Origin of the sequence: Mixta mediterraneensis, from assembly GCF_030283135.1 — a bacterium.
Lineage (GTDB): Bacteria > Pseudomonadota > Gammaproteobacteria > Enterobacterales > Enterobacteriaceae > Pantoea > Pantoea mediterraneensis.
This window is the reverse complement of sequence record NZ_JASUAZ010000088.1, coordinates 1-4,444: the sequence shown is the minus strand read 5'-3', so window position 1 is coordinate 4,444 and position 4,444 is coordinate 1. Positions and strand designations below refer to the sequence as shown.

Here is a 4,444-nt window from a genome sequence, read left to right as displayed (position 1 = left end):
TGCAGCAAAGTTAGTGCGGCCATGCTGCGATGGCCGGCGATTTCATCATCCGGAATGACGGTAACGTCAACCAGCGGGAAAGCCTGGCTGTAGAGCCTGCCTGCCAGCTCCGGGTCGTCAAACTCATTCAGCCACCGGGTGGAGTACGGATACGGGCTGCGTTTGCCGGTGTAGAACAGCACCGGTATCACCAGTGGCAACTTTTTATGCCCCGCTTCCAGGTGCCGCTGCATGGCGGCCACGGCATAGCGCACCAGGCGAAAGGCCATATGTTTGTCGGGCGAGGACTGATGCTCTATAAGCACGTGAACATAACCTTCACCAGCTGTGGTTTTCAGGCTGTAGAGCACGTCGCTGAAATACTGGCGGAGGTCATCCTCGACGAAGGAGCCGGATTCCAGCTTCAGCGTACTGAGGTCGCAGAGTGCGCGCAGCTCTGCGGGCAGGTGGATTTCCATGAAGTCCCGGGCAATATCCGGTTGCGTCAGAAACTGCCGGAACGTGGCATCGTGAGGCGTGGGTGTGGTGCTTTTCTTCTTCATCAGCCCTGGCTCTGAAAAATAACTGTCGTATGATACCACAGGCAGAGAACCGTCAGTACTGAGGGTGAACGGACCTGCCACTCCCTCAGGGGACAGCGGCGGAAGGAGCCGCCCCCCTTCCCTGCTATTTTTGTGTTCCCGCTCTCACTGCGTCATCACGCAGCCGCATAATGGTCTGCCGGGACGTATTGAATTCCCGCGCCACCGCGCTGACGCTGTTACCTGCTTTCAGGTGTTCAAGTGCGGTCTGTCGCTGCTCCTGGCTCAGCGCCGGAGGACGGCCAAAACGTTTTCCTGCCGCCCGTGCCCTTGCCAGGCCTGAATGTGTGCGCTCAATCAGCAGGTCCTTCTCAAACTCAGCCACCGCCGAAATAACCTGCATGGTCATCTTTCCGGCTGCACTGGTGAGGTCCACGCCGCCGAGTGCGAGGCAGTGAACGCGGATACCGGACGCTGCCAGTTGTTCCACTGTCTTCCGCACATCCATTGCATCACGGCCCAGACGGTCCAGTTTGGTGACAATCAGCACATCGCCGTTTTCCATGCGGTCAAACAGCCTGGCAAAACCCGGTCGTTCGCTGGCCGCCACCGAACCGCTGATTTGCTCCTCAATCAGGCGCTGGAGTTTAACGCTAAATCCGGCGGCTTCAATTTCCCGGCGCTGATTTTCCGTGGTCTGTTCCAGAGTGGACACCCTGCAGTAAGCAAAAACGCGTGACATAGTATAATTTTCTGTACGAAATGGATGTACGAATTATATGACATGTCCGAAATTGGTTTCACTAATTTTTGGACAGGATGGCTGAGTCGTGTACGAAACCGGTCGGTTTTGTACATCCCGCTGAGGTATACCTTCCTCGTACCGCTGCAAGCTGGTACTGTTTAAATAATCACGACATACTTAAACAGAACCGGTTCCCCAAAATGACCCAAACGATACCGACCAGCTTTGTTCGCGCCTATCTTCGTGCCTCCACGTCCGAACAGGATGCATCACGAGCACGTAGCTCAATCGACACTTTTGCCACTGAGCGCGGGCTGTTCATCTGTAACTATTATATTGAAAATGAGTCAGGTTCACGGCTGGAGCGTCCTGAGCTTTTCAGACTACTGAAAGACTGTCGGCAGCGTGACATTTTACTCATTGAAGATGTTGACCGCCTTTCACGTCTGGCCGGGAATGACTGGATCACGCTCAAAAAAATGATTGCCAGAAAAGACATAAGAGTCGTGGCCGTTAATGTTCCCACTACCTGGCTACATTTATCTCCGGGGCTGACCGATTTTGATAACCGGATGTTTTCGGCCATCAATGACATGCTGCTCGATATGCTGGCCGCAGTGGCCAGGCGCAACTATGAACAGCGGCGAGAACGCCAGAAACAGGGGATTGCCAAAGCAAAAGCGGAGGGCAAATACCAAGGAAGAAAGGTTAACCAACATCGCTATGATGCCATTAACAGGCTGCTGGCCAGCGGTAGCTCCTGGAGCCAGGTTCAGAAGACTATCAATTGCAGTCGTGGCACCATTAGCCGGGCGATTAAGCAGTGTGCCCCAGTTACAGTCCTCCTCTCTCTTTCCGGGCAGTCTGAGAGTGCTACCTCACTCTCCGTGACAACCACACTGTGGGTGCCGGTGCAGAACGGCAGCAAATTTACCCGAGGGAAGAAAAAGGTCAGAGAAGATATTGCCTGGCTGGTTGAGTGCGACTATGAAGGAAAGGTGTTGGACAACAATGAGTACAGCCTGATTTTTACGTATAGCGATGATGCCGATTTGAAAGAGCAGATTGACGAACTTTTCGACGAGATATACCGCACCGCTGAGATACGTAACTGCGTGGTCGATGATATGACGCTAACCAATGATGCGACGAATCAGAGCTGGAATGAATACGATGGAGGTTGGCAATAATTTTCTGAGAGAAAAGCTTAAACCAAAATTCCCAGCAGTTCTAACATTCAAAGAAAACACTCAAATACTCATTTGCACACAATAAACACATTTACTCATTTGTTCTTTTGCGTATAATTAAACTCAAATGAGTAAACACACAAATGAGGTTTGAACATGAAAATTATCGCGTTCCTCAACCCCAAAGGGGGGTCTGGTAAAACGACTGCGGCGATCAACGTCAGTAGCTGCCTTGCCAGTTCAGGAAAAAAAATTGCAGTTGTAGATACAGACCCACAGATGAGCCTGACTAACTGGAATAAAGCAGAGAAAGCAGCATTTGATGTTTACACCGCAGCATCAGAGAAAGACGTTTACCAAGTAAGAAAAGATCTGGCTGAATATGACTTTGTGATTATTGATGGAGCCGGTTCTCTGTCAGTTATTACTTCCGCAGCGGTGATGGTCAGCGACCTGATTATCATCCCGGTAACACCCAGCCCTCTGGATTTTTCCGCTGCCGGTTCCGTAGTCACCGTGCTGGAAGCCCAGGCTTATAATCGTCCGGTAGAAGCTCGATTCCTCATAACACGGAAAATCGAACAAGCCACCATGCTTAATGTCCTGAAAGATAGCATTGCTCAGACGGGTATTAAGCCGTTTAAAACTGCGATCACACAACGCCAAAGTTACGTTAAATCCGTCATGGAGGGTGAGAGCGTTTTCGATACCAACGATGGAGCAGCAAAGGGCGAGATAGCCATTCTGACGCGAGAAATACTTGAATCATTTGAGTAAAAACTCATATACTCATTTCAGCATATTAAGAGGTTATGTATGGCACTAACTAAACAACATACATCAAAAACAATGAGTTTCGGTGAGCATCGGGATCTTGAAAAAGTCGTCAATAGCACACCCACGGGAAAGCAAAAGAGAGTCAACGTTAACTTTGATGAAGAAATACATATCCGCTTCAAAGCTGCGTGTGCAAAAAAAGGCACATCTATTACTGATGTGATAAAGGACTTGGTCGATAATTGGCTGAAAGAAAATGACAGCTAAAAACTCAAATGAGTAAAAACACATTAACTCAAATACACACCCATCCTTCCCGAGAACACCGATCTGGTGCATAAATTTTTTATGTGGCAGATCGGTGTAGGCCAAGCAAAGCGCGGCAGCGTGTTTAGATTTCCAGTAAATGGCGTTTATGGTTCATCTGTTGGTGCAAAATACGCGCAATCAGAATATCTGTATCACGAACCGTATAAAAAATGGCATGTCGCTGAAATTCAATGCGCATCACACCAGGAACGGCATGGTAGTCACGTCCCATATCTGGCATTCCGGCCAGTGTCTCGAAAAATGCCTCAAGTACATCTGTATAATGGTCTGCCTGAGTTTCACCAAATTTCAAGAGCGTATAATCATAAATCCCTGCGAAGTCTTCTGCCGCCCGTTCGGTGAGTTTATACACGATGTCTCAGTTTTCTTTGTGCTGCAATATCCCGCAGTGATAGTGAGCTTTCACCGCTTTCCAGCCCAGCAATAACAGCCTGGCGAATAACTTCATCGTTTGTTTCCTGTTGCTCCAGCAATCGCAGCGCAGAGCGCATAACTTCACTCGCAGAGCCGTAACGGCCACTGTCTATTAATCGACTAATAAACGAATCGAGTTGTTCGCCAATCGTAACGCTTGTTGTTCTGGCCATAACGCCCCCTGTGTTAACTATCAACACAATGATAAGAATACTTACTCCTAGTGTCAACGAAAGGGCTGCACGCAGGAGTCCCTAATGAAAACTGGCGAGCAGTGCGCAGTCAGTTATTTGAATGCCGCAAAGCGGCATAGAGGTGCCAGCCGATGCTGAATATAGTTTTAGGGGGCTGACGCTCAGTGGAACGAAAACTCACGTTAAGCAATGTTTTCTTCATCTGACGCCTCTTTTAATGGCCGTAAATGTCCTTTTGTCACCAGTTCTGCCAGTGTGAAGGAATAATGGCCG

The 4,444-nt window shown here is 49.3% G+C and carries 6 protein-coding genes and 1 pseudogene; 3 read left to right on the top strand and 4 right to left on the bottom strand.

Features of this window, described 5'->3' with window-relative positions; translation table 11 throughout:
* Nucleotides 1–542 (bottom strand): Rpn family recombination-promoting nuclease/putative transposase (locus tag QRY16_RS21470; protein ID WP_289777999.1); only part of this gene is annotated, 542 nt, incomplete at its 3' end.
* Between the two features lie 124 nt (nucleotides 543–666).
* Nucleotides 667–1,263 carry a recombinase family protein gene (locus tag QRY16_RS21465; protein WP_289777998.1) on the bottom strand — a complete coding sequence of 199 codons (597 nt, stop codon included), beginning with the start codon at nucleotides 1,261–1,263 and terminating at the stop codon, nucleotides 667–669.
* Between the two features lie 203 nt (nucleotides 1,264–1,466).
* Here QRY16_RS21465 and QRY16_RS21460 point away from each other — a divergent pair.
* The 3 genes and pseudogenes from QRY16_RS21460 to QRY16_RS21450 all read left to right on the top strand — a co-directional run.
* Nucleotides 1,467–2,090: pseudogene (locus QRY16_RS21460) on the top strand (recombinase family protein); the annotation flags it as partial.
* Between the two features lie 522 nt (nucleotides 2,091–2,612).
* Nucleotides 2,613–3,233 carry a ParA family partition ATPase gene (gene parA, locus QRY16_RS21455; RefSeq protein WP_008815938.1) on the top strand — a complete coding sequence of 207 codons (621 nt, stop codon included), beginning with the start codon at nucleotides 2,613–2,615 and terminating at the stop codon, nucleotides 3,231–3,233.
* A gap of 39 nt (nucleotides 3,234–3,272) precedes the next feature.
* Nucleotides 3,273–3,500 carry a plasmid partition protein ParG gene (locus QRY16_RS21450; protein ID WP_191919640.1) on the top strand — a complete coding sequence of 76 codons (228 nt, stop codon included), beginning with the start codon at nucleotides 3,273–3,275 and terminating at the stop codon, nucleotides 3,498–3,500.
* Nucleotides 3,501–3,624: 124 nt separating this feature from the next.
* Here QRY16_RS21450 and QRY16_RS21445 read toward each other — a convergent pair whose 3' ends face one another.
* Nucleotides 3,625–3,915 carry a type II toxin-antitoxin system RelE/ParE family toxin gene (locus tag QRY16_RS21445; protein ID WP_193406720.1) on the bottom strand — a complete coding sequence of 97 codons (291 nt, stop codon included), beginning with the start codon at nucleotides 3,913–3,915 and terminating at the stop codon, nucleotides 3,625–3,627.
* Nucleotides 3,908–4,150 carry a type II toxin-antitoxin system ParD family antitoxin gene (locus QRY16_RS21440; protein ID WP_000124732.1) on the bottom strand — a complete coding sequence of 81 codons (243 nt, stop codon included), beginning with the start codon at nucleotides 4,148–4,150 and terminating at the stop codon, nucleotides 3,908–3,910. Before QRY16_RS21440 ends, QRY16_RS21445 begins: the two co-directional genes overlap by 8 nt.
* Between the last annotated feature and the right edge of the window lie 294 nt (nucleotides 4,151–4,444).

Bases quoted from the DNA above. Each gene is read 5' to 3' on its own strand.
- QRY16_RS21450 (WP_191919640.1), top strand. From the start codon at position 3,273: ATGGCACTAACTAAACAACATACATCAAAAACAATGAGTTTCGGTGAG.
- QRY16_RS21440 (WP_000124732.1), bottom strand. From the start codon at position 4,150: ATGGCCAGAACAACAAGCGTTACGATTGGCGAACAACTCGATTCGTTT.
- QRY16_RS21465 (WP_289777998.1), bottom strand. From the start codon at position 1,263: ATGTCACGCGTTTTTGCTTACTGCAGGGTGTCCACTCTGGAACAGACC.
- parA (WP_008815938.1), top strand. From the start codon at position 2,613: ATGAAAATTATCGCGTTCCTCAACCCCAAAGGGGGGTCTGGTAAAACG.